This window comes from Streptomyces sp. NPDC002055 (genome assembly GCF_040296705.1).
Taxonomy (GTDB): domain Bacteria; phylum Actinomycetota; class Actinomycetes; order Streptomycetales; family Streptomycetaceae; genus Streptomyces.
Genome location: NZ_JBEOXS010000019.1, coordinates 20954 through 47946 on the forward strand (window position 1 = coordinate 20954; position 26993 = coordinate 47946).

At 71.5% G+C, this 26993-nt stretch carries 22 protein-coding genes and 1 pseudogene; 4 read left to right on the top strand and 19 right to left on the bottom strand.

Annotated features, from left to right (window positions below):
• Window positions 1–2 precede the first annotated feature (2 nt).
• Genes alaS through ABT112_RS14250 form a run of 3 tightly spaced genes read right to left on the bottom strand, consistent with a single transcriptional unit; the run spans window position 3 to window position 3429 of the window.
• Window positions 3–2672 carry an alanine--tRNA ligase gene (alaS, locus tag ABT112_RS14240; RefSeq protein WP_351509195.1) on the bottom strand — a complete coding sequence of 890 codons (2670 nt, stop codon included), beginning with the start codon at window positions 2670–2672 and terminating at the stop codon, window positions 3–5.
• On the bottom strand, window positions 2672–2983 hold the full coding sequence (locus ABT112_RS14245) for a DUF6167 family protein (RefSeq protein WP_351509197.1): 312 nt from the start codon (window positions 2981–2983) through the stop codon (window positions 2672–2674). The genes alaS and ABT112_RS14245 overlap by 1 nt, the downstream gene beginning before the upstream one ends.
• A gap of 5 nt (window positions 2984–2988) precedes the next feature.
• Window positions 2989–3429: a DUF948 domain-containing protein gene (locus ABT112_RS14250; RefSeq protein WP_351509200.1), complete on the bottom strand. Its 441-nt coding sequence runs from the start codon at window positions 3427–3429 to the stop codon at window positions 2989–2991.
• Between the two features lie 208 nt (window positions 3430–3637).
• Between ABT112_RS14250 and ABT112_RS14255 the strand changes: the two genes are divergently transcribed.
• Complete coding sequence (locus ABT112_RS14255; RefSeq protein WP_351509202.1) at window positions 3638–5902, top strand: ATP-binding protein; 2265 nt, start codon at window positions 3638–3640, stop codon at window positions 5900–5902.
• Between the two features lie 22 nt (window positions 5903–5924).
• On the opposite strand, the gene rpsD is transcribed toward ABT112_RS14255, so the two are convergent.
• Window positions 5925–6536: a 30S ribosomal protein S4 gene (gene rpsD / locus ABT112_RS14260; RefSeq protein WP_351509204.1), complete on the bottom strand. Its 612-nt coding sequence runs from the start codon at window positions 6534–6536 to the stop codon at window positions 5925–5927.
• Window positions 6537–6591: 55 nt separating this feature from the next.
• Here rpsD and ABT112_RS14265 point away from each other — a divergent pair, with 55 nt between their 5' ends.
• Window positions 6592–7491 carry a DUF2470 domain-containing protein gene (locus tag ABT112_RS14265; RefSeq protein WP_351509206.1) on the top strand — a complete coding sequence of 300 codons (900 nt, stop codon included), beginning with the start codon at window positions 6592–6594 and terminating at the stop codon, window positions 7489–7491.
• A 544-nt stretch (window positions 7492–8035) separates the two neighbouring features.
• Here the strand turns inward: ABT112_RS14265 and ABT112_RS14270 are convergent.
• The 4 genes and pseudogenes from ABT112_RS14270 to ABT112_RS14285 form a co-directional block, all read right to left on the bottom strand.
• Window positions 8036–9388: pseudogene (locus ABT112_RS14270) on the bottom strand (replication-associated recombination protein A); the annotation flags it as partial.
• A gap of 142 nt (window positions 9389–9530) precedes the next feature.
• The gene (locus ABT112_RS14275; protein WP_351509207.1) at window positions 9531–10187 is read right to left on the bottom strand and encodes a vitamin K epoxide reductase family protein; all 657 of its coding nucleotides are present in this window, start codon (window positions 10185–10187) and stop codon (window positions 9531–9533) included.
• A 153-nt stretch (window positions 10188–10340) separates the two neighbouring features.
• Window positions 10341–11603, bottom strand: a complete 1263-nt coding sequence (hisS, locus tag ABT112_RS14280; protein WP_351509209.1) for a histidine--tRNA ligase — start codon at window positions 11601–11603, stop codon at window positions 10341–10343.
• A 13-nt stretch (window positions 11604–11616) separates the two neighbouring features.
• Entirely contained in the window at window positions 11617–12330 is a 714-nt protein-coding gene (locus ABT112_RS14285) for an MBL fold metallo-hydrolase (RefSeq protein ID WP_351509211.1), read from the bottom strand.
• Between the two features lie 141 nt (window positions 12331–12471).
• Here ABT112_RS14285 and ABT112_RS14290 point away from each other — a divergent pair, with 141 nt between their 5' ends.
• Both ABT112_RS14290 and ABT112_RS14295 read left to right on the top strand, forming a co-directional pair.
• On the top strand, window positions 12472–13302 hold the full coding sequence (locus ABT112_RS14290) for a peptidylprolyl isomerase (RefSeq protein WP_351509213.1): 831 nt from the start codon (window positions 12472–12474) through the stop codon (window positions 13300–13302).
• Window positions 13303–13555: 253 nt separating this feature from the next.
• Complete coding sequence (locus ABT112_RS14295; RefSeq protein WP_351509215.1) at window positions 13556–14785, top strand: DUF349 domain-containing protein; 1230 nt, start codon at window positions 13556–13558, stop codon at window positions 14783–14785.
• A gap of 89 nt (window positions 14786–14874) precedes the next feature.
• Here ABT112_RS14295 and ABT112_RS14300 read toward each other — a convergent pair whose 3' ends face one another.
• The 11 genes from ABT112_RS14300 to pdxS all read right to left on the bottom strand — a co-directional run bounded on the left by ABT112_RS14300 (window position 14875) and on the right by pdxS (window position 26953).
• A complete protein-coding gene (locus tag ABT112_RS14300) occupies window positions 14875–17421 on the bottom strand; it encodes a RelA/SpoT family protein (RefSeq protein ID WP_351509217.1) in 2547 nt (848 codons plus the stop codon).
• A gap of 178 nt (window positions 17422–17599) precedes the next feature.
• Entirely contained in the window at window positions 17600–18148 is a 549-nt protein-coding gene (locus ABT112_RS14305) for an adenine phosphoribosyltransferase (protein ID WP_351509220.1), read from the bottom strand.
• Complete coding sequence (gene secF / locus ABT112_RS14310; protein WP_351509222.1) at window positions 18145–19248, bottom strand: protein translocase subunit SecF; 1104 nt, start codon at window positions 19246–19248, stop codon at window positions 18145–18147. Before secF ends, ABT112_RS14305 begins: the two co-directional genes overlap by 4 nt.
• 1 nt (window position 19249) lies before the next feature.
• Window positions 19250–21013, bottom strand: coding sequence for a protein translocase subunit SecD (gene secD / locus ABT112_RS14315; RefSeq protein WP_351509224.1), 1764 nt, complete (start codon window positions 21011–21013; stop codon window positions 19250–19252).
• 180 nt (window positions 21014–21193) lie between these two features.
• Entirely contained in the window at window positions 21194–21682 is a 489-nt protein-coding gene (gene yajC, locus ABT112_RS14320; protein ID WP_351509226.1) for a preprotein translocase subunit YajC, read from the bottom strand.
• A 177-nt stretch (window positions 21683–21859) separates the two neighbouring features.
• On the bottom strand, window positions 21860–22927 hold the full coding sequence (gene ruvB / locus ABT112_RS14325; RefSeq protein WP_351509228.1) for a Holliday junction branch migration DNA helicase RuvB: 1068 nt from the start codon (window positions 22925–22927) through the stop codon (window positions 21860–21862).
• 171 nt (window positions 22928–23098) lie between these two features.
• A complete protein-coding gene (gene ruvA, locus ABT112_RS14330; RefSeq protein WP_351509229.1) occupies window positions 23099–23725 on the bottom strand; it encodes a Holliday junction branch migration protein RuvA in 627 nt (208 codons plus the stop codon).
• Window positions 23722–24294, bottom strand: coding sequence for a crossover junction endodeoxyribonuclease RuvC (gene ruvC, locus ABT112_RS14335; RefSeq protein ID WP_351509375.1), 573 nt, complete (start codon window positions 24292–24294; stop codon window positions 23722–23724). Before ruvC ends, ruvA begins: the two co-directional genes overlap by 4 nt.
• Before the next feature lie 149 nt (window positions 24295–24443).
• Complete coding sequence (locus ABT112_RS14340; RefSeq protein ID WP_351509231.1) at window positions 24444–25196, bottom strand: YebC/PmpR family DNA-binding transcriptional regulator; 753 nt, start codon at window positions 25194–25196, stop codon at window positions 24444–24446.
• A 128-nt stretch (window positions 25197–25324) separates the two neighbouring features.
• Window positions 25325–25912 (bottom strand): pyridoxal 5'-phosphate synthase glutaminase subunit PdxT, encoded by a 588-nt coding sequence (gene pdxT, locus ABT112_RS14345; RefSeq protein ID WP_351509233.1) that lies wholly within the window; start codon window positions 25910–25912, stop codon window positions 25325–25327.
• A 111-nt stretch (window positions 25913–26023) separates the two neighbouring features.
• Window positions 26024–26953 (bottom strand): pyridoxal 5'-phosphate synthase lyase subunit PdxS, encoded by a 930-nt coding sequence (gene pdxS / locus ABT112_RS14350; protein WP_502975337.1) that lies wholly within the window; start codon window positions 26951–26953, stop codon window positions 26024–26026.
• Between the last annotated feature and the right edge of the window lie 40 nt (window positions 26954–26993).

The window sequence follows — 26993 nt, forward strand, 5'->3', positions numbered from 1 at the left end:
CGTCAGGCCTTCTCGGCGACGAGGCGCTCGACGGCGGCCACGGCGTCGTCGACGGCGGCCGGGTTCTGTCCGCCGCCCTGGGCCACGTCGTCCTTGCCACCGCCGCCGCCACCGAGGGTCTTGGCGGCGGTACGGACCAGCTCACCGGCCTTGATGCCGCGCTCGCGGGCGGCCTCGTTGGTGGCGATCACAGTCAGCGGGCGGCCGTTCGCCACGGTGAACAGGGCGACCACGGCCGGGCGGCCGCCGCTGATCCGCTGACGCACGTCGAGGACGAGCTTGCGCAGGTCGTCCGCGCCGGTGCCGTCCGGCACCCGCCCGGCGGCCAGGGCCACGCCCCGGACGTCCTTGGCGCCCTCGGCGAGACCGGCGGCGGCCTGGAGGACCTTCTCCGCGCGGAACCGCTCGATCTCCTTCTCGGCGTCCTTGAGCTTGGCGAGCATCCCGGAGATCTTCTCCGGCAGCTCCTCCGGACGGCCCTTCACCAGGTCGGTGAGCTGGGAGACGACCGTGTGCTCGCGGGCGAGGAAGTTATAGGCGTCGACGCCGACGAGGGCCTCGACCCGGCGCACACCGGAACCGATGGACGACTCACCGAGCAGCTTCACCAGGCCCAGCTGGGCGGTGTTGTGGACGTGGGTGCCGCCGCACAGCTCCTTGGAGAAGTCGCCGATGGTGACCACGCGGACGCGCTCGCCGTACTTCTCGCCGAACTCGGCGATGGCGCCCTGCTTCTTGGCGTCGGACATGCTCATCACCTCGGCGGTGACGTCGAGTTCGCGCGAGAGCACCTCGTTGATCCGCTGCTCGACATCGGTGAGAACGGTGCCGGGTACGGCGGCCGGCGAGCCGAAGTCGAAGCGGAAGCGGCCCGGGGCGTTCTCCGAACCGGCCTGGGCGGCCGTGGGCCCGAGGGCGTCCCGCAGCGCCTGGTGGGTGAGGTGGGTGGCGCTGTGGGCGCGGGCGATGGCCCGGCGGCGGCTGACGTCGATGTGGGCGTAGGCCGCGGAGCCGACCGTGACCTCGCCCACCTGGACGACGCCCTTGTGCACGCTGACGCCCGGCACCGGCTGCTGGACGTCGCGGATCTCCACCACGGCGCCGGTGTCCAGCTTGAGCCGCCCGGTGTCGGCCTGCTGGCCGCCGCCCTCGGCGTAGAACGGCGTGCGGTCCAGCACGACCTCGACCTCGTCGCCCTCGTGGGCGGCCGGCGAGGCGACGCCGTCCACCAGCAGGCCCACCACGGTGGACTCGCCCTCGGTGTCGGTGTAGCCGGTGAAGACGGTGGCACCGGAGCTGTCGGCCACCTCGCGGTAGGCGGACAGGTCGGCGTGGCCCTGCTTCTTGGCCTTGGCGTCGGCCTTGGCGCGCTCCCGCTGCTCCTTCATCAGGCGCCGGAAGCCGTCCTCGTCCACGGACAGGCCCTGCTCGGCGGCCATCTCCAGGGTGAGGTCGATCGGGAAGCCCCAGGTGTCGTGGAGCAGGAACGCCTTGTCGCCGGGGAGCACCGTGCCACCCGCGGACTTGGTGTCGGAGACGGCGGTGTCCAGGATGTTGGTGCCGGTCTTGAGGGTCTTGAGGAAGGCGGCCTCCTCGCCCAGCGCGACCGTCTCGACGCGCTTGCGGTCCTCGAGGAGCTCCGGGTACTGCTCGCCCATGGTCCTGACGACCACGTCGACCAGCTCGCCGACGACCGGATCGGTGGCGCCCAGCAGACGCATGTTCCGGATGGCGCGGCGCATGATGCGGCGCAGGACGTAGCCGCGGCCCTCGTTGCCGGGGGTGACACCGTCGCCGATCAGCATCACGGAGGTGCGGATGTGGTCGGCGACGACGCGCAGCGACACGTCCGAGCCGTGGTCGTCGCCGTAGCGGACACCGGTGAGTTCGGTGGCCTTGTCCATGACCACACGCAGGGTGTCGGTCTCGTACATGTTCCGCACGCCCTGCAGGATCATCGCCAGGCGCTCGAGGCCGAGGCCGGTGTCGATGTTCTTGCTGGGCAGCTCGCCGAGGATCGGGAAGCTGTCCTTGCCCGAGCCCTCGCCGCGCTCGTACTGCATGAAGACCAGGTTCCAGATCTCCACGTAGCGCTCGTCGTTGACGGCCGGGCCGCCCTCGACGCCGAACTCCGGGCCGCGGTCGTAGTTGATCTCGGAGCACGGTCCGCACGGGCCGGGCACGCCCATGGACCAGTAGTTCTCCTTCATCCCGAGCCGCTGGATGCGCTCGGCCGGGACGCCGATCACGTTGCGCCAGATCTGCTCGGCCTCGTCGTCGTCCTGGTAGACGGTGATCCAGAGGCGCTCGAGGTCCAGGCCGTAGCCGCCGTCGGCCACCGAGGAGGTCAGCAGCTCCCAGGCGAACGTGATGGCGCCTTCCTTGAAGTAATCGCCGAAGGAGAAGTTGCCGCACATCTGGAAGAACGTGCCGTGCCGGGTGGTCTTGCCGACCTCTTCGATGTCGGGCGTGCGAACACACTTCTGCACGCTCGTGGCGCGGTCGAAGGGGGGCTTCACCTCGCCCAGGAAGTAGGGCTTGAACGGCACCATGCCCGCCGGGACCAGCAGCAGCGTCGGGTCGTCCGCGATCAGCGACGCCGACGGCACGACGGTGTGCCCTCGCTGCTCGAAGAAGCGCAGCCAGCGGCGACGGATTTCAGCCGACTCCATCAGTGGTCCTCATTCCGGTTGTACGGGTTCTTCCGTCCCAGCGCCGCCGGCCGGCGGGGCGCGGGCAGTTCTCGGTGGTCGTCCCGGGACTCGATGCCCAGGGCGTCGTTCAGTTCGGTCTCGCGCTGCGCCATGCCGTCGCGGACGTCGAGGGCGAACTCCTTGAGCCGGTGCCCCGCCTCGACGGCCTTGTCGGCCGCCTGGGCGGCGAGGCTCTCCGGGGTCAGGCTGCGGAGCTTGCGGTTGACCTTGGTGGTGGCCCACACACCGGCGGCTGCGCCCGCGGTGAACCAGAAGGTGCGGCGGAACATATACGTCAGGCCTTTCCGCCGCGGTTGCGCCGGCCCGCTCGCCGGGCCGACGGCAGGGTGCGTCCTACGATCACGGTACGGCGGCTCTCCGGCGCCTGCGGATCCTTCCGGCCCATCGCCCGGCGCACCGCGTAGCCGAACGAGGCGACCTTGACCAGCGGACCGCCGAAGGTGGAGGCGACGGTCGAGGAGAGGGCCGAGGCGTTGGAGGTGACCTCCTGGACGTCGCTCGCGATGGCGTCGACCCGGTTGAGCTGGGTCTGCGCGGAGCGCACGGTCGCCGATGCCTCGCCGAGCAGCGGGACGGCCTGTTCGGAGACGTCCGCCACCAGCTTGGTGGTCGCTCTGAGCACCTGGGCGAGCCTCACCAGCACGACGGCGAGGAAGGACACCAGGATGGCCCAGAAGACGGCCACGAGGATCCCGGCCACCTCTCCACCGGACACAATGCACCGCTTCCCTGTTGGACGAACCCTGTGAACGATTCGGTCGCCGCCCGTCCCGGTCGCCCCCGGCCTGCGGGGACATGGGGCGGCAGATGTCGACCTTATCGCGCCGCGCCCCCGGACCCGTACCGGGTTTACCCACCGGTCGGACACCGGGCGGCCCGGCCGATTGTACGGTCCGCACAGCTCCGAGTACGCTCCGTGTTCCATGCGACGCCCCTTGCGCCCCGGCACCGCCCTCGAACTCCCTCCCTCCCCCGGTAACCTCCCCGTCGAGCTGAACCGCTTCGTCGGCCGGAAGGCGGAACTGGCCGAACTCGGCCGCCGGCTGGACTGCTCCCGGCTGGTCACCGTCACGGGCGTGGGCGGGGTCGGGAAGACCCGCGTCACCCTGCGCGCGGCACACCTGATGCAGGAACGCTTCCTCGACGGGGCCTGGCTGGTGGACCTGTCCACCCTGCACGAACCGGATCTGCTGGAGCACGCGTTCACCGAGGCGCTGGGCCTGGCCGACCACCTGGGCCGCCGGCCGCGCAGAGCGCTCGCCGAGCAACTGGCGGAACGGCGGCTGCTGATCGTCCTGGACGGCTTCGAGCACATCGTGGAGGAGTGCGCCTCCCTCGTCCGCGAGCTGCTGTGCCGGGTGCCCGGCCTGCGGGTGCTGGCGGCGGGCCGGCGGCTGCTCGGGCTGCCGGGCGAGCAGGCGTTCCCCCTGTCCCCGATGCCCGCGCCGGCGCCGGCCCGCTCGCCCCGGGGTCCGCGGGCGCTCGTCGGGGACGCCGCGGTGCTGCTCGCCGACCGCGCCTCCGCGGTGCTGCCGGGCTTCACGATCACCGACGACAACCGCTGGGCCGTGGCGGAGCTCTGCCACCGGCTCGACGGGATCCCGCTCGCGCTGGAGCTGGCCGCCGGACGGCTGCGCGCGCTCTCCGTGGATCAGCTGCTGCACCGGCTCGACGACCGCTTCCGGCTGCTCACCGGCGGCAGCCGCGGCGCGCTGCCCCGCCACCAGACGCTGCGGACGGCCATCGGCTGGAGCCATGAGCTGTGCACCCCCCGGGAGCGGCTGCTGTGGGCGCGGCTGTCGGTCTTCGCGGGCCACTTCGACCTGGAGGCCGTGGAGTACGTCTGCTCCGGGCCGGACCTGCCCGCCGACGATGTGCTCGACGTGGTGACCGAGTTGGTGGCGCAGTCGGTGGTGGTGTGCGAGGACGCCCCGGGCGGCACCCCGCCCGCCGGAGGCCCCGCGGGGGCGCACGTCCGCTACCGGATGCTGGACACCGTGCGGGCGTACGGCGCGTGCTGGCTCGACGCGCTGGACGACACCGTCCGGATGCGGCGCCGGCACCGCGACTGGTACATGGGCCTGGCCACCTGGTGCGAACTGGACTGGTTCAGCCCGCGCCAGGCCGAGGTGGCCGCCCGGATCGACACCGAGCTGCCCAATCTGCGGGTGGCCCTGGAGTTCAGCCTGGAGGACGGCGAGGACGCGCACATCGGGCAGTACCTCGCGGGCACCCTGGGGTTCTTCTGGGTCGGCTGCGGCCGGCTCGCGGAGGGCAGGCACTGGCTGGACCGGGCCCTGGAGCTGGACGGCGACAACGACGAGGCACGGCTGAAGGCGCTGTGGGTCGCCGGCTACGTGGCGGTCCTGCAGGGCGACACGGTCGGGGCGATCGCGGCGCTCCGGGAGTGCAGCGAGGAGGCGGAGCGCACCGGCAGCGCCCTGGCCGCGGCCTGCGCGCTGCACCGCACCGGCTGCCTCGCGCTGGTCTCCGACGACATGCCGCGCGCGGAACGGCTGATCCGCTCGGCACTGGAGCGGTACCGGGAGATCGGCGAGCTGAACAGCAATGTCCTGACCGGGCAGGTCGAACTGGCCATGGCGCTGGCCTTCCAGGGCGACCTGTCCGGCGCGGTCGCGCTGTGCGAGAACGTGCGGGAGATCTGCGAGGAGCACGGGGAGCGCTGGACGCTCTCCTACGCGCTGTACGTGCTGGGCTTCGCCGCCTGGGCCCGGGGGGACGCCCGGGAGGCCCGCAAGCTGCTGGAGGAGTCCCTCGCCATCCACCACGCCTTCCACGACCTGGTGGGCACGGTGCTCACCCTGGAGCTGCTCGCGCTGCTCACCGCGTGCGAGGGCGCTCCGGAGGAGGCGGCCGTGCTCCAGGGGGCCGCCGGGCACCTCTGGCGGTCGGTGGGGCTGCCGCGGTTCGGCTCGCAGAGCTTCGACAGCCCGCACCAGCTGTGCGAGCAGCGGACCCGCGAGGAGCTGGGCGCGGAGCGGTACGAGGAGTGCCTGCGCGAGGGGGCCCGGCTCGATCTGGACGGGGCCGCGCTGCGGGCGCTGCGGGGCGCGGGGCGCGCCACGCCACTGCCGGGACCGCGCGGCGAGCTGCCGACGGTGGAGCCGGCCGCCACGCACGAACCCGCCGCCTCCCCCACCGCGAGCGGCGGGGAGACGGCGGGCTGAGTGGCGTGCGCCTGCGTCCGCGTCAGCGGGCGTAGTACTCGACGACCAGCTGCTCGTCGCAGATCACCGGGATCTCCTTGCGGTTCGGGTCCCGGTCGAGCCGGAAGGCGAGCGCCTTCAGGTTGACCTGCAGGTAACGGGGGGTCTCACCCTCCGTGTCGTAGCCGCCCTCGCGCGCAACCTGGAACGGGTGCTTCTCACGGCTGCGCTCGCGGACCATGACGACGTCGTCCGGGCTCACCCGGAAGGACGGCTTGTCGACCTTGCGGCCGTTGACCTCGATGTGGCCGTGAACGACCATCTGGCGGGCCTGGTAGATCGTGCGGGCGATTCCCGACCGCAGGACGAGCGCGTCCAGACGGCGCTCAAGCTCGATGATCAGGGCTTCGCCCGTCTTGCCTTCGACCTTCCGAGCGCGGTCGTAGGCACGGGCCATCTGGCGCTCACTGATGTCGTACTGAGCGCGCAGACGCTGCTTCTCCAGCAGACGGACCTTGTAGTCACTGTTCTGCTTCCGCCCACGACCGTGCTCGCCGGGCGGGTAGGGACGGGCCTCGAAGTACTTGACTGCCTTCGGCGTCAGAGCGATGCCGAGGGCACGCGACTTCTTGACCTTGGGACGCGACTGGTTCACGTGAACCGAACCTCCGTGTAAGTTAGGTGAGGCTTACCTTAGCGGAGGAGAACGCATGTTTCGACCTGGGAGCCCCCTGCCCGACACCGGCCGCGCTGCGGAATCAGCAGCGGACAGCGCTCGGGTGGGTCAGCCGCGCCCCTTGGACGACACCCGGCAGCCGACGGCTGCCGAGCGTGTACGAACCCTCGTGGAGTCGGACGCCTCGGCCGCATTGTGCATTCCGGGTGCGGACCTCGACGACCTGGGCGCCGCGGCGCCCGCAGCCCGTACCGTCACACCGGACGGAGACGTGCTGTTGCTGGTGCGTGGAGACTCCCCCACGGCTCGCGCCGCGGCCCACGCACAGGACGACGAGCTGACAGCAGTGATCGAAATTACCGATGTCGCGCCGGTCGCCGTGCCCCATCGTATCCGGGGCCGCGGGTGGATTGCCGGGTGGCTGGCTCCTGTACCCGCCGAAGAGCGCCCCGCGTGCGCGATGCTGCTGGCGAAACGGCACCCCGTGGGCGAGATCCTGGGCCTCGACGAAGCCCGGAAAAACGCTCTGACCAGCGATGATACCGTCCGGCCCGACTGGCTGCTGCTGCGGCTGGAGGTCGGCGAGGCATGTGTCGAAGACCTCTGGGGATCCGAGTCCGTCGAGCCGGACGATCTTGCCGCGGCGCACGCGGATCCGCTGGTCGGACACGAGACCGAATTGCTCCAGCACCTCGCCTCGGCCCACTCGGACCAGGTCCGCGGTCTGTGCACGCTGCTCGGGGACCGGATGTGCGGGGTCGGCGACCGGGCCGTACCGGTCTCCCTGGACCGCTTCGGGCTGCGCGTCCGCTTCACGGACGAGGACGACCACTCCTTCGACGCGCGCTTCGACTTCCCGGAGCCCGTGAGCGACGTCGTGGGGCTGCGCCGCGCGATGCACACGCTCTTCGAGGCGGCGCTCGAGAGCGAGTGACCGCCCGGGGCGGCTCCGCGGGGCTCTGCCCCGAGCCGGACCCCGGTGCCTGCCCGGAGCCGGACCGCGATGGCCGTGCGGCGGCGGCCCGGGGGCGGCTGCCGGGGACGGCTGCCCCGCGGCGGGTGAGCGGTGCCCCGCGCGGGCACCGGGCACGGACACCGAGCCCAGAGGCGCCTCAGTCGGCTTCCTGGCCGCCCTGTGCGGTCGCCCGGCCGTCCGCGTCGGAGACGCCGCCACCCGGCCGCGAGGCGGGCTCCTGCGCGGCCTCCCGGCTCGGGGAGGCGGGCTCCTGCGCGGCCTCCCGGCTCGCCTTCTCCGTCGTCGCGGGGGCCGGTTCGTCGGGGAGCGACGACGCGGCCGGCTCCGGGGACGCATCCGGCCGGGAGCCGGGAGCCGTCGGACCAGAGTCCACCGCCGCCCCCTGCTCCTGCTCCGGCGCCTTCGCGGGCCGCTCCGCCTGCTGCGGCGGCTTCGCGGCGGACTGCTGCGCCGCGGACTGCCGGGCCTGCTTCGCGGGCTGCCGTGGCGGCTCCGCCGGGCGCGGCTGCTCGCCCCGCAGCCGGCTGCGCACCCGCTCCGCGACATCCGCGTACCGCGCCTCGGCGCCGTAGCGCGTCGGCTCGTAGTAGCGCTTGCCGTGCACCGCGTCGGGCGCGTACTGCTGGGCCGCGATACCGCCCGGCACATCGTGCGGATACACGTAGCCCTGGGCGTGGCCCAGTTTTTTGGCGCCCTGGTAGTGGCCGTCCCGCAGGTGCGCGGGCACCGGGCCCGCCAGTCCCGCCCGGACGTCCGCCAGGGCGGCGCCGATCGCCGTGGTGGCGGCGTTGGACTTGGGGGCCAGCGCGAGGGCGATGGTGGCGTGGCTGAGCGTGAGCGCGGCCTCCGGGAAGCCGATCATGGCCACCGCCTGCGCGGCGGCCACCGCGGTCTGCAGCGCCGTCGGGTCGGCCATCCCGATGTCCTCGCTGGCCGAGATCATCAGCCGCCGGGCGATGAACCGCGGATCCTCCCCCGCCTCGATCATCCGCGCCAGGTAATGCAGCGCGGCGTCCACGTCCGAGCCGCGGATGGACTTGATCAGGGCGCTCGCGACGTCGTAGTGCTGGTCGCCGCTGCGGTCGTATGTCACCGCCGCCCGGTCGACGGCCTCCTCCAGGGACTGCAGGGTGACCTCGTCCTCGCCCTTCGCGAGGGCGGAGCCCGCCCCGGCCTCCAGCGCCGTGAGCGCCCGCCGGGCGTCACCGCCCGCGATCCGCAGCAGATGCCTCTCGGCGTCCTCCGGGAGCCGCACCGCACCGCCCAGGCCGCGCTCGTCGGTGAGCGCCCGGTGGGCGAGCCCGCGCAGGTCGTCGTCGGTGAGCGGCTCCAGGGTGAGCAGCAGCGAGCGGGACAGCAGCGGGGAGATGACCGAGAAGTACGGGTTCTCGGTGGTGGCGGCGATCAGGGTGACCCAGCGGTTCTCCACCGCGGGCAGCAGGGAGTCCTGCTGGGCCTTGCTGAAGCGGTGGATCTCGTCGAGGAAGAGGACGGTCTCCTTGCCGTATCCGCCCGAGGCGCGGCGCGCGCCGTCGATGACCGCCCGCACCTCCTTGACCCCGGCGGTGATCGCGGAGAGCTCCACGAAGCGCTTGTTGGTGGCCTGGCTGACGACGTAGGCGAGGGTCGTCTTGCCGGTGCCGGGCGGCCCCCAGAGGATCACCGAGGACGGCCCCGCGGGCCCGCCGCTGCCCTCGCCGACGAGTCTGCGCAGGGGTGAGCCGGGCCGCAGCAGATGCTGCTGCCCGACGACTTCGTCGAGGGTGCGGGGACGCATCCGCACGGCCAGCGGGCTGCTGGCCGGATCCTTCTCTCGGCGGTCCTCTTCGGCTGCGGTGAACAGGTCGGGCTCCACGCCGGGAAGCCTATGACACCCCACTGACAGCGCCCCCGGGCAACCGATCTCAGGAACGGTCCGGGGGCGGGAGGTGACGCGACGGCGTCGGTCGGCTCGGCAGGAGACGCGGCACCGCGACGGTCCCGGCCGAGCCGGCGGGTCACATGACCCAGAGGCGGGAGCCCCAGCGCGTCAGCACCAGCATGGCGATGACGCCGACCCAGAGCACCGACGGGACCCAGTGGAACTCCAGCAGCCCCTTGCGCAGGCCTTCCGGCACCCGCAGGAACCGGTGCCGGATGTTGTGCAGCGTGACATAGCAGAACATCACGATGGTGGCGACCCAGGCGAGGCAGCACCAGAGGCAGAGCGCGTTGATGACGTAGAGCGACTGGTACTGGAGCCAGGTGCAGAATCCGACGCCGAAGAGCATGCCGGCGTTCAATCCCAGCCAGAACCAACGCGGATAGCGCACCTGGGCGATCAGTGCCACACCGATCGCGATGACCATGCCGTAGGTCACCAGGCCGAGCATCGGGTTCGGGAAGCCGAAGGCCGACGCCTGCTCGCTCTCCATGATGCTGCCGCAGGAGACGATCGGGTTGAGGCTGCATCCCGGGGTGAAGGTCTTGCCCTCGGCCTTCGCCTCGAGAATCTTGATCTTGTCGATCGTGATCACCCACGCCGCGAGCAGTCCGGCGGCGCCGGTGATCACCAGCAGCCAGGCGAGGGCACGGCTGCTGCCGACCGCTCCCCCGCTGGGGTGCTCCCGGTCGTGCTCGTCGGTGGACACGTCGTCAACCACTGTCGTCGCCATATCGCCGTTCATCGCTCCCGAAGAATTGCGCCCTGCCGGACACGGCACATTGTGCCCCAATAAGGGCCGTCGGCGGACCGTCTCCACCGGACGAGGGACCCTGATCGGCCATCCTCGTCCGGTGGGCGTTCGACCCGCGTAAGAAAGGCCGTGTCAGGCCTGCCTGCCGCGCAGTTCGTCGACGATGCGGTCGAGTGCGACCGGCGACTGCTCGCCGGTCTCCAGGTCCTTCAGCTGGACGAGGCCCTCGGCGAGGTCCCGCTCGCCCGCGACCACGGCGAAGCGTGCGCCCGACCGGTTGGCGGACTTCATCGCGTTCTTCAGGCCCTTGCCGCCGAAGGCGAAGTCCGTGGCGATCCCGGCCCGGCGCAGCTCGGTGACCACGCCGAACAGCGCGCGCCGCGCCTCCTCACCGAGCGGCACCGCGAACACCTCGGTGGCGGAAGGCAGTTCCAGCTCCACGCCCTCGGCCCTGAGGGCCAGGACCGTGCGGTCGACACCGAGCGCCCAGCCGACCGACGGGAGCGCCGGGCCGCCGATCATCTCGGAGAGGCCGTCGTAGCGGCCGCCGCCGCCGACCGCGGACTGCGAGCCGAGGCCGTCGTGGACGAACTCGAAGGTGGTGCGGGTGTAGTAGTCCAGGCCGCGCACCAGCTTGGGGTCGTCCTCGAAGGCGACGCCGGCCGCGGTCAGCAGCTCGCGCACCTGCTCGTGGTAGGCCTTGCAGGCCTCGCACAGGTGGTCGCGCATCATCGGCGCGCCCACGAGCTGCTTCTGGACGGCGTCCCGCTTGTCGTCGAGCACCCGCAGCGGGTTGATGTCGATCCGCTTGCGGGTGTCCTCGTCGAGGTCGAGGCCGCGCAGGAAGTCCTGGAGCGCGGCACGGTAGACGGGGCGGCACTCCTTGTCGCCCAGCGAGTTGAGCAGCAGGCGGAAGTTCTTCAGGCCCAGGGACCGGTAGGCGTCGACCGCGAGGATGATCAACTCGGCGTCGAGCGCGGGGTCCTCGGAGCCGATCGCCTCGGCGCCGACCTGGGAGAAGTGCCGGTAGCGCCCGGCCTGCGGCCGCTCGTAGCGGTAGTAGGAGCCGGAGTACCAGAGCTTGACCGGCAGGTTGCCCAGCCGGTGGAGGTTGCTCTCCAGCGCCGCGCGCAGCACGGAGGCGGTGCCCTCGGGGCGCAGCGCCAGCTGGTCACCGCCCTTGGTGGTGAGCGTGTACATCTCCTTGGTGACGATGTCGGTGGACTCGCCGACACCGCGGGAGAAGAGCTCCACGCTCTCGAAACCGGGGGTCTCGATGTAGCCGTACCCGGCGCGCCGCAGCGGGCCGGAGATCGCCTCGCGTACCGCGAGATAGGTCGCGGAGTCCGGCGGGATCAGGTCGTACGTGCCCTTGGGGGCCTGGAAGGTGGTCACGGGAGAAGTCTCGTCACATTCCTCGTCGCGGAGCGGCGCGGTCGGCGGCTCCGAGGCCGGCGGCCACATCCCGGAGGTACGGGTTGGTGGCGCGCTCGCGGCCGATGGTCGTCTGGGGGCCGTGGCCGGACAGCACCACGGTCGAGTCGTCGAGCGGCAGGCACACACGGGCCAGCGAGTCGAGGATCTCGGCGTGGTCGCCACCGGGCAGGTCGGTGCGTCCGATGGAGCCGGCGAAGAGCAGATCGCCCGAGAAGAACACCGACGGGATGTCGTCGCTCTCGGGCATCCGGAAGGTCACCGACCCCTTGGTATGGCCGGGCGCATGCGCGACGCCGAACTCCAGCCCCGCGAGGTCGAGCTTCGCACCGTCGGTGAGCTCGTGCAGGTCGTCCGGTTCGCCCACGGTCAGGTCGCCCATCAGCTGCATGCCGATGGAGCGTCCCAGAGCCTTCTCCGGGTCGCTCAGCATGTAGCGGTCCTCGGGGTGGATCCAGGCGGGTACGTCGTGCGCGCCGCAGACCGGCACGACCGACGCGACGTGGTCGATGTGCCCATGGGTGAGCACCACGGCGACCGGCTTGAGACGGTGCTTCTTCAGTGCCTCTTCGACGCCGGGGGCCGCTTCGTGGCCCGGGTCGATGATCACGCACTCCTCGCCGGCGGCGGGGGCGACCAGGTAGCAGTTGGTCCCCCAGGCCCCGGCGGGGAACCCGGCAATGAGCACGATCGTCCTTAAGAGTCGTCCGACACAAGAATCTGAGCAGTTCAGAGCCTACCGGCGACGGTCCCGCCACAGCGAACCCGTATACGGTACGGCTCGAGTGTCCGGGGGACATCAGACGAGACGGCTCAAGGGAGACCACCGGTGGCCACGAGGGACCAGCGGCGACGGCAACTCGCCCGGGAGAAGTTCGCACGGCAGCAGCAGCGGCGGGCCGAGCAGCACGGCAGGACACGGCGGAGGACCGCGGTGCTGGCGGCGGGCCTCGCCGTCGTCCTCGCGGCGGGTGCGGCGGTGTACGCGAGTGTGGGGCTCAGCGGCGACGGGCGGGAGGACGGCGCCGCGCCGGACCCCTCCGCCACGAGCAAGGCGCCGGATCCGTGCCGCAAGCCCGCGCCGGGCAAGCCGGGTACCCGGCAGTGGAAGAAGGAGCCGGCGCTCTCCGTCGACCGTTCGGCCGGCTACACGATGGAGCTGCGGACGACCTGCGGGGACATCGAGGTCGCGCTCGACACGGCGAAGGCTCCGCACACCGTCAATTCGTTCAACTTCCTGGCGGGCCGGGGCTACTTCGACCACACCCGGTGCCACCGGCTGACCGAGGGCGGCATCTTCGTGCTGCAGTGCGGCGATCCGAAGGGCACCGGCGAGGGCGGTCCGGGGTACACCATCCCGGACGAGAACCTGAAGGACTCCCGGCTCGAGGGCGGCGTCTATCCGGCCGGGACGGTCGCCATGGCGAACCGGTACCAGGCGGGGACCGGGAAGGGCCGGGACACCGGGGGCAGCCAGTTCTTCCTCGTGTACCGGGACAGCAAGTTGCCGCCGGACTACACGCCGTTCGGCAGGATCACCGGCGGCACGGACGTGCTGAAGAAGATCGCCGACGCGGGCGCGGCCCCGCCGGACGGCCACGACAACACCGCGCCCAACGCCACCGTCGTGATCGACAAGGCCGTAGTGCGGACGTCCTGACCCGGGCGGCGGTGAAATTTCGGTCGCGCTGGGCGGACAGCCGGCCTGCGGGTCGCCTATGTTTGCGTATGGCAGGGTGCCTGCTCCGACGGCTGCCGCCCTGCCCCGCGAGGGCGGGAAATGAGCAGCGTGTCGGACCGGCTCGGGCGCGGCCCGGTCCGGGCCCCTCCTCCCCGAAGGGGGCGAGGAGGGAGAACTGTGGACGATGCCCACGGGCTGCGCGCCCGTGCCGGCATCATGTGGAGGAGGCGCTGTGAGCAGCGACCCGTGGGGCCGCGTCGATGAGACGGGGACCGTGTACGTGCGTACCGCCGAGGGCGAACAGGTCGTCGGATCGTGGCAGGCGGGGACTCCCGAGGAGGCCCTGGCCTACTTCGAGCGCAAGTACGACGGCCTGGTCGTCGAGATCGGCCTCCTCGAACGCCGGGTGCGGACCACCGACCTGTCGGCCAAGGACGCGACGACGGCGATCGACCATCTGCGGCAGCAGCTCGACGAGCACCATGTCGTCGGCGACCTGGACGCACTGCGCAAGCGGCTCGACGCGCTGGTCGGCGAGGTCGAGAAGCGCCGTGAGGAGCGCAAGGCGGCCAAGGCGAAGCAGTCCGACGAGGCCCGGCACGCCAAGGAGGCGCTGGTCGCCGAGGCCGAGGAGCTGGCCGCGAGCGACCACTGGCGGGTCGCGGGCGAGCGGCTGCGGGCCCTGGTCGACACCTGGAAGGGCCTGCCCCGGCTGGACCGGAAGACGGACGACGAGCTGTGGCACCGCTTCTCGCACGCCCGTTCGGCGTTCTCCAAGCGGCGGAAGGCGCACTTCGCGTCGCTGGACGCGCAGCGCGAGGAGGCCCGGAAGACCAAGGAGAAGCTGGTCACCGAGGCCGAGGCGCTGTCCGGCTCCACCGACTGGGGTCCGACGGCCGCCCGGTACCGCGAGCTGATGTCGGAGTGGAAGGCCGCGGGCCGCGCCCAGCGCGAGGCCGAGGAGGACCTGTGGAACCGCTTCCGCGGGGCCCAGGACGTGTTCTTCCAGGCGCGCGGTGAGGTCTTCGCCGAGCGGGACGCCGAGCAGCGGGAGAACCTGACCCGTAAGGAGGAGCTGGCGGTCGAGGCCGAGAAGCTCCTTCCGGTCTCGGACCTGAAGGCGGCCCGTTCGGCCTTCCGTTCGATCAACGAGCGGTGGGAGGCCGTCGGTCATGTGCCGCGGGACGCCCGCCCGAAGATCGAGGGGCGGATGCACGCGGTCGAGCGCGCGATCCAGGAGGCCGAGGAGGCCGAGTGGCGGCGGACGAACCCGGAGGCGCGGGCCCGTGCGGCGGGTCTGACCGGGCAGCTCGAAGCGGCGGTGGAGAAGCTGCGCTCGCAGATCGACGCGGCCCGTGCGGCGGGCAACAACGCCAAGGCCGACAAGCTGGCGAGGGAGCTCGAGGGCCGTCAGGCGCTGCTGGACCAGGCGCTCAAGGGTCTTGAGGAGTTCGGCGGCTGACCTTCCCGGTCCGCTGCGCGAAGCGGCCCCGGTGCTGACGCACCGGGGCCGCTTCGTGTCCCGGGCGGCCGGGACCTTCGAACCACGCCCTACGAGGGCCGGCGGGCCGACGTCACCCGGTAGACGTCGTAGACGCCCTCCACCCCGCGCACCGCCTTGAGCACATGGCCCAGGTGCTTGGGGTCGCCCATCTCGAAGGTGAAGCGGGAGGTCGCCACCCGGTCGCGGGAGGTCTGCACGGCCGCGGACAGGATGTTGACGTGCTGGTCGGACAGCACGCGGGTGACGTCCGAGAGCAGCCGGGAGCGGTCCAGTGCCTCGACCTGGATGGCGACGAGGAAGACCGAGGACTGGGTGGGAGCCCACTCGACCTCGAGGATCCGCTCGGGCTGCTTGGAGAGCGAGTCGACGTTGACGCAGTCCTGGCGGTGCACCGAGACGCCGTTGCCACGGGTGACGAAGCCCATGATCGGGTCGCCGGGCACGGGGGTGCAGCAGCGGGCCAGCTTCACCCAGACGTCGTCGACGCCCTTGACGACGACACCGGGATCGGCACTGGAACGCCGCTTGGTGCGGCGCTGGATCGGCGGAGTGGTCTCCGCGATGTCCTCGTTGGCCGCGTCCTCGCCGCCGAGCGCCTGGACCAGCTTCTGCACGACGTTCTGCGCGGAGACGTGGTTCTCGCCGATGGCCGCGTAGAGCGAGGAGATGTCCGGGTAGCGCATCTCGTGCGCCAGAGTCACCAGCGAGTCGCCGGTGAGGATCCGCTGGATGGGCAGGTTCTGCTTGCGCATGGCCCGGACGATGGCGTCCTTGCCCTGCTCTATGGCCTCGTCGCGGCGCTCCTTGGAGAAGTGCGCGCGGATCTTGTTGCGGGCGCGGGGGGACTTGACGAAGCCGAGCCAGTCGCGGGACGGGCCGGCCCCGGCGGCCTTGGAGGTGAAGACCTCCACCAAGTCACCGTTGTCCAGGGTGGATTCGAGGGGCACCAGCCGCCCGTTGACCCGGGCACCGATGGTGCGGTGGCCGACCTCGGTGTGCACGGCGTACGCGAAGTCGACGGGAGTGGCTCCGGCCGGCAGCGCTATGACGTCGCCCTTGGGCGTGAAGACGAAGACCTCGTTGCGGGAGAGGTCGAAGCGCAGCGACTCCAGGAACTCGCCCGGGTCCTCCGTCTCCTTCTGCCAGTCCAGCAACTGGCGCAGCCAGGCCATGTCGTTGACGGTGTCCTGGCCGGCGCCCTTGCCGGCGTTGCGCGGCACGTCGGTGCGGACCTTGGAGGCGCCCGCGACGGCCTCCTGCTTGTACTTCCAGTGCGCGGCGATGCCGTACTCGGCCCGGCGGTGCATGTCGAAGGTGCGGATCTGGAGTTCGACGGGCTTGCCGCTGGGCCCGATGACCGTCGTGTGCAGCGACTGGTACATGTTGAACTTGGGCATCGCGATGTAGTCCTTGAACCGCCCGGGCACCGGGTTCCACCGTGCGTGGATGGTGCCGAGTGCCGCATAGCAGTCGCGGACGGTGTCGACGAGGACGCGGATGCCCACCAGGTCGTAGATCTCCGCGAAGTCCCGGCCGCGGACGATCATCTTCTGGTAGACGGAGTAGTAGTGCTTCGGCCGTCCGGTGACGGTGGCCTTGATGCGGGCGGCGCGCAGGTCGCCCTGGACCTGGTCGGTGACGACCGCCAGATACTCGTCGCGCTTGGGCGCCCGCTCGGCGACCAGCCGCACGATCTCGTCGTACATCTTGGGGTAGAGGATCGCGAAGGCGAGGTCCTCCAGCTCCCACTTGATGGTGTTCATGCCCAGCCGGTGCGCCAGCGGGGCGTAGATCTCCAGGGTCTCGCGGGCCTTCTTCTCCTGCTTCTCCCGCTTGAGATAGCGCATGGTGCGCATGTTGTGCAGGCGGTCGGCGAGCTTGATGACCAGGACGCGCGGGTCCTTGGCCATGGCGACGACCATCTTGCGCACGGTCTCGGCCTGGGCGGCCTCGCCGAACTTGACCTTGTCGAGCTTGGTGACGCCGTCGACCAGCAGGGCGACCTGGTCACCGAAGTCGCGGCGCAGGGTGTCGAGCCCGTACTCGGTGTCCTCGACGGTGTCGTGCAGCAGGCCGGCCATCAGGGTCGCCGGGTCCATGCCGAGCTCGGCGAGGATCGTGGTGACGGCTAGCGGGTGGGTGATGTAGGGGTCGCCGCTCTTGCGCTTCTGGCCGCGGTGCCAGCGCTCGGCCACCTGGTACGCCTTCTCGATCTGGCGCAGCGTGGTGGATTCGATCTTGGGGTCGTTGCTCCGGACGATCCGCAGCAGCGGTTCCAGGACCGGGTTGTACGGGCTGGAGCGCTGCACGCCGAGGCGGGCGAGCCGGGCGCGTACCCGGTTGGAGGAGGCGGAGCGGGGGGCCGGGCCGTTCTGCGGGGGCCGGGCCACGGACGCACCGGTGGTGCCCGGGCTGCCGGCCGGACGGTCGGCGGGGGCCTTCGGCCGGGATTCAGGGGTGGCCTTCACCGCGTCGGACGCCTTCTTGGCAGGCGTGTCTCCGGCCGCGGCCTCGGCCGAGGCCTTCTGCTGTCGCGCGGCTGGGGTTCCCTCCGGACTCCGTCCGGGGGAGAGCGGCTGGGCCTCGTCTGGCAAGAGCACTCCTCGTGATGGCCCTCCGTGCCGCAGGCGGACAGGGAGGGAGGTCCGGCCCCCCGATCAGGTCCGGACTGCCCATGGTATCGAGGACCCGCCGGGAACCGCGGGGCCGGGGCACGACGGAGGGGCGGGCCCCGGTCGTCGCCGGTGGCCCGCCCCTCGCGTACGCGGTGCCTCAGATGGTGATCAGGGCGTCCAGCGGAGCGCCCCGCAGGGCGGACTCGATGCGTCCGCGGCCGGCCAGGAAGCCCAGCTCCATGAGCACGGCCACCCCGGCGACCTGCGCCTTCGCCCGACGGACGAGCTCCAGCGAGGCATGGCCGGTGCCACCGGTGGCGAGGACGTCGTCGATGACCATGACGCGGTCCTCGGGCGTCAGGTCCTCGGCGTGCACCTCGAGCTCGGCGCTGCCGTACTCCAGCTCGTACGCCTGCGACAGGGTCGCCCCGGGCAGCTTGCCCGCCTTGCGGACGGGGACGAAGCCGAGGCCCGCCCGTATGGCGGCGGGGGCGGCGAGGATGAAGCCGCGCGCCTCCAGGCCCATGACCTTGGTGGCGCCGTTGCGGACGCAGAGCTCCGCGAGGGCCTCGGTCAGGGCGGAGAACGCCGCCGGGTCGGCGAGGAGCGGGGTGATGTCCTTGAACATCACGCCCGGCTTCGGATAGTCCGGCACGTCCCTGATCCGGGAGAGCAGCAGCTCCCGCAGTTCCGGCGTGGCGCTCATCGGCGCCCGCCCGAGGGACGGTTCCGGCCGCCGCGGTCGCCGGACGCCGGCTGGGCGCGCTGGCCGACGACACCGGCGGCCTCGCCGGCCCCGTGCGCCTCGTCCTCCGCCAGTGCGTCCCCGCCCTTGGCGGCGGCCGCGGCGCGCTTGGCCCGCACCCGCTTGGCCAGGGCCTTCATCTTCGGGTCGCGCTCCTTGAGGTCGGCGACCAGCGGGGTCGCGATGAAGATCGAGGAGTACGCACCGGCCGCCAGGCCGACGAACAGCGACAGCGAGATGTCGTTCAGCATGCCGGCGCCGAGGAAGCCGCCGCCGATGAAGAGCAGACCGGCCACCGGGAGCAGGGCCACGACCGTGGTGTTGATGGAACGGACCAGGGTGGCGTTGAGGCTGCGGTTGGCGATCTCGCTGTAGGTCCAGCGGGTCTGCTTGGTGATGCCCCTGCTGGCTTCCTTCAGACCGTCGAACACGACGACGGTGTCGTAGAGGGAGTAGCCGAGGATGGTGAGCAGACCGATGACGGTGCCCGGGGTGACCTCGAAGCCGACCAGGGCGTAGATGCCCACGGTGATCGTGAGGTCGTGGACCAGGGCGATGAGCGCGGCGACGGCCATGCGCCACTCGAAGGCGATGGCGAGATAGACCACCACCAGGGCCATGAAGATGCCGAGGCCCAGCCAGGCCTTGTTGGCGATCTGCTCGCCCCAGCTCGGTCCGACCAGTTCGGCGTTGATGGACTGCGAGGAGAGCTTGAAGTCCTTGGCCAGCTCCTCGCGGATCTGGTCGGACTTCTCGGTGCCGACGTCGGTGATCTGGATCCGCAGACCGCCGTTGCCCAGCTTCTGGACGATGGCGTCGTGGCCGGAGGCCTTCTCCGCCTTCTCCTGGGCGTGGGCGGCGGAGACCGTGGTCTTCGGGGTGGTGAAGACCGCGCCGCCGGAGAACTCGATGCCCATGTTCAGACCACGCACCGCCAGGCCCACGATGGCCACGATGGTGATCAGGATGGAGACGCCGTACCAGATCTTGCGCTTGGCGACGAAGTCGTAGCCGACCTCACCGCGGTACAGCCTGGCGCCGATGTTGCCCAGTCGCGACATCTCACGCCTCCTTCGGGTGGTCGGTACGGGCGGCGGTGCGACGGCTGCGGCGCAACGGCGGCTTGGCGCCGAGGCGTTCCGGATCGAGACCGGACCAGGGGTGGCCGCTGGAGAAGAACTTGCGCTTGGCGAGGATCGTCATCAGCGGCTTGGTGAAGAGGAAGACCACGACGACGTCGAGCAGGGTGGTGAGACCCAGGGTGAACGCGAAGCCCTGCACCTTGCCGACCGTGACGGCGAACAGCACCGCGGCGGCGAGGAACGACACGAAGTCGGAGACCAGGATGGTGCGGCGGGCCCGGGGCCAGCCGCGCTCGACCGCGGGGCGGAGCGTCCGGCCCTCGCGGATCTCGTCCCGGATCCGTTCGAAGTACACGATGAACGAGTCGGCGGTGATGCCGATCGCCACGATGGCGCCGCAGACCGCCGGGAGGTTCAGCGCGAAGCCGATGGCCGGGCCGAGCAGCGTCATGATCGTGTAGGTGAGGATCGCCGAGGCCAGGAGGCTCAGGATCGCGATCATCGACAGACCGCGGTAGTACACCACCAGGTAGAGGACCACGAGGGCCAGACCGATGGCGCCGGCGATCAGACCCGCCTGCAGCTGCTCTCCGCCGAGCGCGGCGGAGACGGTGGTGACGCTGGACTCCTCGAACGTCAGCGGCAGCGCACCGTAGGAGAGGACGTTGGCCAGGTCCTCGGCGGTCTGCTGGGTGAAGCTGCCGGAGATCTCGGCGTTGCCGCCGGTGATGGACTGGCTGACGCTCGGCGCGGAGACGACCTGGCCGTCCAGCACGATGGCGAACTGGTTCTGCGGCATCTGCTGGCCGGCGAGCTTGCCGGTGGAGGCGGCGAACTGCTTCGAGCCCTTGTCGTTGAAGTCGAGCTGGACCAGCCAGCCGCTGCCCCGCTGGTTGTCGTAACCGGCCTTGGCGTCGGTGACTTCGGTGCCCGCGACGTCGGACGGGCCGAGGACGTACTTCTGCTTGCCGTCGTCGCTGCACGCGATGGTGGGCTCGGAGGCCTGGACGCCCTGTCCGGCCTGGGCGCGCTCGATGGGCTTGGTGCAGTCCACCGAGGCGAGCTTCTTCTGCAGCGCGGGCGGCACGTTCGCACCGGGCTGCGGCTGCGGCACCGGGGGCGTGGAGGGCTGGGGCTTGCCGGAGGGCTTACCGGAAGGAGTGGCCTTCGGCGTGGCGTCGGCCTTCAGCGCGTCGGTGACGGCGCGGCCCTGGGTGGTCGGGCTCGCCGACGGGGACGCGGACTTCTCGGCCCCGTCACCGGTGGCGGGCTTGTCCCGGCCGGTCGCCTTGTCCTTCGCGGAGGGGCTCGGGGTGGGGGCCGGGGTCTTCCCGCCGGGGGCGATCGTCAGCACGGGGCGGAAGAACAGCTGGGCGGTGGTGCCCACCTGCTTCCGGGCCTGCTTCTCGTTCGTTCCCCGGGGGATGTTGACGATGATGTTCTCTTTGCCCTGGGTCTGAACCTCGGACTCGGTGACGCCCAGGCCGTTGACACGGCGGTCGATGACGTTGACCGCGGTGTTCATGTTGGTCTGGTTGATCGCGTTCTTCTGGCCCGGCTGGTTCTTCGCCGTGAGCGTGATGCTCGTGCCACCCGCGAGGTCGATGCCCAGGCGCGGTGTGGTGTGCCCGGAGATGAACATGCCTCCGGTCAGCGCCACCATGGCGATCAGGATGAAGGCCAGGGCACGCCCCGGCCTGCCCTGGCCCCCGGAGGGCTTCCGGCCCTTCTTCGGTGCTGCCACCTTCTCGATTCTCCCTGTCCAACCGCCCCGCAGGTCATTCGCGGGCGGCCACGAAGTGTGTGTGGGGACGTACCCCCCGCCGGAGCCTAAACCGTCCGGGGGCCGCGTTGCGCGCACAGGAGGATGCCGCCCCCGACGGAGCGGTTCCCCTGCGGGGCGCGGCGCGGCCCGCCGGAGGGCTTACTTCGCGTCGGCGTCGCCGTCCGCCTTGGTGTCCTTCGGCTCGCCCTGCTCGGCGTCCTGCGCCTTCGCGTCGGCGGCGTCGGACTTGCCCAGGTCGATCTTGGCCGAGTCGGAGCCGGTCGTGGCGGGCGCGTCGCCGTCGGTCAGCGTGGAGGCGTCGTCCGGGACGAACGGGCCGTCGACCTTGAGGTCGCCCTCGGGCTCGATGCCGTGGACGATCCGGTTGTACTCGGCGTCCTCGAGGACCGCGCCGACGGAGTTCTTGGCGTAGACGGCGTGGACGCCGGGAGCGACCTCGAGGAGGACGGTGTCGTCGCCGACCTCCTTGACGGTGGCGTACATGCCGCCGATCGTGCGGACGCCGGTACCCGGCTGCATCTGGTCGCGCATCTGCGCGGCCTGGCGCTGCTTGTTCTTCGCCGACCGGGTCATCAGGAACATGGCCCCGATGAGCACGATGAACGGGAGGAGAGTCACGATATTCACGGGCCGGAAATCCTTCGCACGACCGCGCGCCTACGGCGGCCTGGTCTTCGGGGATGGTTTTGGCCGTCCGATCCGGACGGCATCGGCGGAGTCTAGGCGAGTCCGCACCGGTGGAACAACGCACAGCATGTCACCGGGGTTCCCCCCGCGGCGAGTCTCCGCGCCGTCACGTCGTGGTCACGCTCCGAACAACCCCTGCTGTCCCTGGCCTGCGCCGCCCTGCTGCGGCGGCGTCAGCCCGAGGTGCGCCCAGGCCGCGGGGGTCGCGACCCTGCCGCGGGGCGTCCGGGCGAGCAGCCCCTCGCGGACGAGGAACGGCTCGGCGACCTCTTCCACCGTCTCACGCTCCTCCCCCACCGCGACGGCGAGCGTGGACAGGCCGACGGGGCCGCCGCCGAACAGCTTGAGCAGGGCGGAGAGCACGGCGCGGTCGAGGCGGTCCAGGCCGCGGCCGTCGACCTCGTACACCCCGAGGGCCGTGGCGGCGACCTCCCGGGTCACCACGCCGTCCGCCTTGACCTGCGCGTAGTCCCGGACGCGGCGGAGCAGACGGTTGGCGATCCGCGGGGTGCCGCGGGACCGGCCGGCGATCTCCGCGGCTCCCTCGGGCTCTATGCCGACGTCCAGCAGCCGGGCGGAGCGGTGGATGACGCGCTCCAGTTCGACCGGCTCGTAGAACTCCATGTGGCCGGTGAAACCGAAGCGGTCCCGCAGCGGGGGCGGCAGCAGCCCGGCCCGGGTGGTCGCGCCGACCAGGGTGAAGTGCGGCAGTTCGAGGGGGATGGCGGTGGCGCCCGGGCCCTTGCCGACGATCACGTCGACCCGGAAGTCCTCCATCGCCATGTAGAGCATCTCCTCGGCGGGGCGGGACATCCGGTGGATCTCGTCGAGGAACAGCACCTCCCCCTCGGTGAGCGAGGAGAGGATCGCGGCGAGATCGCCCGCGTGCTGGATGGCGGGGCCGGAGGTGATGCGGATCGGGGCGCCCATCTCCGCGGCGATGATCATGGAGAGGGTGGTCTTGCCGAGGCCGGGGGCGCCGGAGAGCAGGACGTGGTCGGCGGTGGCACCGCGCTGCCGGGCCGCCCGCAGCACCAGGTCGAGCTGTTCGCGGACCCGCTCCTGGCCGACGAACTCCGTCAGGTCCTTGGGCCGCAGCGCGGCCTCGATGGCCTGGTCCTCACCATCGGCGACGGCCTCGACCAGTCGCTCCGTTGCCTCGGGGGTGGTGTCGTCCCAGTTCACTGCGGTTCGCCTCGCGATGTGGTTCGGATCTGTCGACGGTGGTCGGCGCACGGCTGCCAGGGGTCGGTCCGGTGCATCCTGCCGGGCTCGCGGCGCGCCCGGTGCCCCGGGGAGGTCTCCCCCGCACCGCAGGCAGCGCGCCGGTCCGGCCTGATCCACACGCCGGGCCCCCTAGCGGCTGCGGTTGAGGGTCTGCAGCGCCGCGCGCAGCAGCTGCGGAACGGGCGGGGCGGTTCCCTCGGCCGTGGCCGCCTCGGCCTGCGGGGCGACGGCGTCCACCGCTTCGTCCGCCTCGCGGGTGGCGTAGCCCAGGCCGATCAGTGCGGCGTGCAGCTGGTCGCGCCAGGAGGAGGTGACGGCGCTGCCCACGCCGCGGGCCCCGGCGGGGGCACCGAGCGGCTCTCCGAGCCGGTCCTTGAGCTCCAGCAGCAGCCGCTGGGCACCCTTCTTGCCGATGCCGGGCACCGCGGTGAGCGCCTTCTCGTCGCCGGTGGAGACGGCCCGGCGCAGTGCGTCCGGGGCGTGCACGGCGAGCATCGCCTGGGCGAGGCGGGGGCCCACGCCGCTGGCGGTCTGCAGCAGTTCGAAGATCTGCCGGGCGTCGTCGTCCGGGAAGCCGTACAGCGTCAGGGAATCCTCGCGGACCACCAGCGAGGTGGCGATCCGGGCCTCCTGGCCGACGCGCAGTCCGGAGAGGGTGTCCGGTGTGCACTGGACCACCATGCCGACGCCGCCGACCTCGACGACGGCGGAGTCCGGGGCGAGCGCGGCGACCGGGCCGCTGACGAAGGCGATCATCGGGTGGTGCCCTTCTGGGGTGCCCGGGACCGGAGGCCGGGGTGCTGAACGGAGGTGCGGCGGGCGGCCGCATGGGCCTGCTGGAGGCGGTTCACGGCGGGAGCGCGCCAGATGTGGCAGATGGCGAGGGCCAGGGCGTCGGCGGCGTCGGCCGGCTTGGGCGGTGCATCGAGCCGCAGCAGCCGGGTGACCATCGCGCCGACCTGTGCCTTGTCGGCCCGGCCGCTGCCGGTGACGGCGGCCTTGACCTCGCTGGGCGTGTGCAGGGCGACGGGCAGCCCGCGCCGGGACGCGCAGAGCATGGCGACCGCGCTGGCCTGGGCGGTGCCCATCACCGTCCGCACGTTGTGCTGGCTGAACACCCGCTCCACGGCGACGTATTCGGGGCGGTGCTCGTCCAGCCACTGCTCGATGCCCTGCTCGATGAGGACCAGACGCTGCCCGATCTCGGCGTCGGCCGGGGTGCGGACCACACCGACGCCGAGCATGCGCAGCGGGCGGCCCGCGACGCCCTCGACGACGCCGATTCCGCACCTGGTCAGCCCCGGGTCCACGCCCAGCACCCGCATCGCGGCCCCTCCCCTCCGGCCGTCGCTCCCGGCCTCGTTCATGTGTTCCCGCAGGTTATCGGTCGGCTCGGACAACGGCCGCGCACAACGCCGACGGGCCGACGGGGTGTCCCCGTCGGCCCGTCGCCGGATGCGGAAGTGACCGGCCGTCAGGCGTCGACCTTGGCCATGACGTCGTCGGACACATCGAAGTTGGCGAAGACGTTCTGCACGTCGTCGCTGTCCTCCAGCGCGTCGATCAGCTTGAAGATCTTGCGCGCGCCGTCCTCGTCGAGCTCGACCTGCATGGTCGGGACGAAGTTGGCGTCGGCCGAGTCGTAGTCGATCTCGGAGCCCTGGAGGGCCGTGCGGACCGCGACGAGGTCGGTGGCCTCGCTGATCACCTCGAAGCTCTCACCGAGGTCGTTGACCTCCTCGGCACCGGCGTCGAGGACCGCGCCGAGCACGTCGTCCTCGGTCAGCTCGCCCTTGGGGACGATCACGACGCCCTTGCGGTTGAAGAGGTAGGAGACGGAGCCCGGGTCGGCCATCGAGCCGCCGTTGCGGGTCATGGCGACGCGGACGTCCGAGGCGGCCCGGTTGCGGTTGTCGGTGAGGCACTCGATGAGCACCGCGACACCGTTCGGCCCGTAGCCCTCGTACATGATCGTCTCGTAGTCGGCGCCGCCGGCCTCGAGGCCCGCTCCGCGCTTGACCGCGCTGTCGATGTTCTTGTTCGGGACGGAGCTCTTCTTCGCCTTCTGAATGGCGTCGTAGAGCGTGGGGTTGCCGTCCGGGTCACCGCCGCCGGTGCGGGCCGCGACCTCGATGTTCTTGATCAGCTTCGCGAAGAGCTTGCCGCGCTTGGCATCGATCACGGCCTTCTTGTGCTTCGTCGTAGCCCATTTAGAGTGGCCGGACATCCGCCTGTCTCCTTCACGTAACCCATGTTGAACGAACCCCTGTGATCCTACCGGGATCCGCTCGTCTCCTCGTGCGCGCCGCCCGCCGCGGCCGGGGCCGGACCGGGCTCCGCTCCGGGCAGGACAGCCTAGGCGCCGCGGACCATGTCCACGAACAGCCGGTGGACGCGGTGGTCCCCGGTGAGCTCCGGGTGGAAGGACGTGGCAAGCACCTGGCCCTGCCGCACGGCGACCATGTGCTCCTCGTGCGTGGCCAGCACCTCGACGTCACCACCGACCGACTCCACCCAGGGCGCCCGGATGAAGACGCCCTCGACCGGGCCGCCGTCGACGCCGGTGAAGTCCACCGCGGCCTCGAACGACTCGTTCTGCCGCCCGAAGGCGTTGCGGCGCACGATCATGTCGATGCCGCCGACGGTCTCCTGGTCCTCCCGGCCGTCCAGGATCTTGTTCGCCAGCATGATCATGCCGGCGCAGGTGCCGTACGTCGGCAGGCCCGCGCGCACCCGCTCGCGCAGCGGCTCCAGCACGCCGAAGGCGACCGCCAGCTTGGACATGGTGGTCGACTCGCCACCGGGGATCACCAGGCCGTCGACCTCGGCGAGTTCCTCGGCACGGCGGACGGGACGGGCCTGGGCGTCGGCCTCGGCGAGCGCCACGAGGTGCTCCCGGACGTCGCCCTGGAGGGCGAGGACGCCGATGACTGGGGTGGACACGGTGGGCCTCTCAGCAGATGCGTGGGGTGGACGGCCGATGGACGGCCCGCGGGCGCCGCGGGCCGTCCATCGGGGAGTCGGTGGGACCGCGGCGCGGCCGCGAACCGGCTGTCACCAACCGCGGTTGGCGTAGCGCTCCGTCTCGGGGAGGGTGTCGCAGTTGATGCCGACCATGGCCTCGCCCAGGCCGCGGGAGGCATCGGCGACGATCTTCGGGTCGTCGTAGAAGGTGGTGGCCTTCACGATCGCGGCAGCGCGCTTCGCCGGGTCGCCGGACTTGAAGATGCCGGAGCCGACGAAGACGCCCTCGGCGCCGAGCTGGCGCATCAGCGCGGCGTCGGCCGGGGTGGCGACGCCACCGGCGGAGAACAGCACGACCGGCAGCTTGCCCAGCTCCGCGACCTCCTTGACCAGCTCGTACGGGGCGCGCAGCTCCTTGGCGGCGGCGTACAGCTCGTTGTTGTCGTAGGCGCGCAGCTTGCCGATCTCGTTCTTGATCTGGCGGAGGTGGCGGACGGCCTCGACGACGTTGCCGGTGCCGGCCTCGCCCTTGGAGCGGATCATGGCCGCGCCCTCGGCGATGCGGCGCAGGGCCTCGCCCAGGTTGGTGGCACCACAGACGAACGGGGTGGTGAAGGCGAACTTGTCGCTGTGGTTGACCTCGTCGGCCGGGGTGAGGACCTCGGACTCGTCGATGTAGTCCACACCGAGCGCCTGGAGGATCTGGGCCTCGACGAAGTGGCCGATCCGGGACTTGGCCATCACCGGGATGGAGACGGCGTTGATGATGCCGTCGATCATGTCCGGGTCGGACATCCGGGCCACGCCGCCGTCCTTGCGGATGTCGGCGGGCACCCGCTCCAGGGCCATGACCGCCACGGCACCGGCGTCCTCGGCGATCTTCGCCTGCTCCGGCGTGACGACGTCCATGATCACGCCGCCCTTGAGCTGCTCGGCCATGCCGCGCTTGACGCGCGCGGTGCCGGTCTCGGGAGTCCCGTTGGAGGCGTTGGCGGACGTGCTGGTGGGCGTGGTGGACACGGTTTGACCTCACTCGATGACGAATGTGCGATGGGCCCAT

Excerpts from the sequence above, each read along its gene's own strand:
- alaS (WP_351509195.1), bottom strand. The coding sequence starts at position 2,672 with ATGGAGTCGGCTGAAATCCGTCGCCGCTGGCTGCGCTTCTTCGAGCAG.
- ABT112_RS14245 (WP_351509197.1), bottom strand. The coding sequence starts at position 2,983 with ATGTTCCGCCGCACCTTCTGGTTCACCGCGGGCGCAGCCGCCGGTGTG.
- ABT112_RS14255 (WP_351509202.1), top strand. The coding sequence starts at position 3,638 with ATGCGACGCCCCTTGCGCCCCGGCACCGCCCTCGAACTCCCTCCCTCC.
- ABT112_RS14265 (WP_351509206.1), top strand. The coding sequence starts at position 6,592 with ATGTTTCGACCTGGGAGCCCCCTGCCCGACACCGGCCGCGCTGCGGAA.
- ABT112_RS14275 (WP_351509207.1), bottom strand. The coding sequence starts at position 10,187 with ATGGCGACGACAGTGGTTGACGACGTGTCCACCGACGAGCACGACCGG.
- ABT112_RS14305 (WP_351509220.1), bottom strand. The coding sequence starts at position 18,148 with ATGAGCGCCACGCCGGAACTGCGGGAGCTGCTGCTCTCCCGGATCAGG.
- secF (WP_351509222.1), bottom strand. The coding sequence starts at position 19,248 with ATGTCGCGACTGGGCAACATCGGCGCCAGGCTGTACCGCGGTGAGGTC.
- ruvA (WP_351509229.1), bottom strand. The coding sequence starts at position 23,725 with ATGATCGCCTTCGTCAGCGGCCCGGTCGCCGCGCTCGCCCCGGACTCC.
- ruvC (WP_351509375.1), bottom strand. The coding sequence starts at position 24,294 with ATGCGGGTGCTGGGCGTGGACCCGGGGCTGACCAGGTGCGGAATCGGC.
- ABT112_RS14340 (WP_351509231.1), bottom strand. The coding sequence starts at position 25,196 with ATGTCCGGCCACTCTAAATGGGCTACGACGAAGCACAAGAAGGCCGTG.